The organism is Psychrobacter sp. CAL346-MNA-CIBAN-0220 (assembly GCF_040309805.1).
Lineage (GTDB): Bacteria > Pseudomonadota > Gammaproteobacteria > Pseudomonadales > Moraxellaceae > Psychrobacter.
Genome location: NZ_JBEOPF010000446.1, coordinates 1 through 259 on the forward strand (window position 1 = coordinate 1; position 259 = coordinate 259).

The 259-nt window shown below is 42.1% G+C and carries 1 protein-coding gene; it reads left to right on the top strand.

What is annotated here, in order from left to right; translation table 11 throughout:
* Positions 1–27 precede the first annotated feature (27 nt).
* Positions 28–259, top strand: a 232-nt coding sequence (locus tag AAEY88_RS14320; protein WP_350563462.1) for a hypothetical protein, incomplete at its 3' end; no start/stop codon positions are given.

The following is a 259-nucleotide window of genomic DNA, read 5'->3' on the forward strand; positions in this document are numbered from 1 at the left end:
GGTTACCGCGATTCACCTGAGGAGCTAATGTTACTTCCTATTGTAACTCCAGCCGGGCAGCGTATAGCTTTAGCCGATGTTGCTAAGGTATTAATTGAAGATGGCCCAGCCGGAATAAAAAGTGAAAATGCCCGCTTAAATGGTTGGAGCTTTATTGATATAGAAAATATTGATATTGGTACATATGTAGAAAACGCCCAGCAAATTTTGCATGAGCAATTGATACTACCAGCAGGATATTCAATTACCTGGGCTGGGC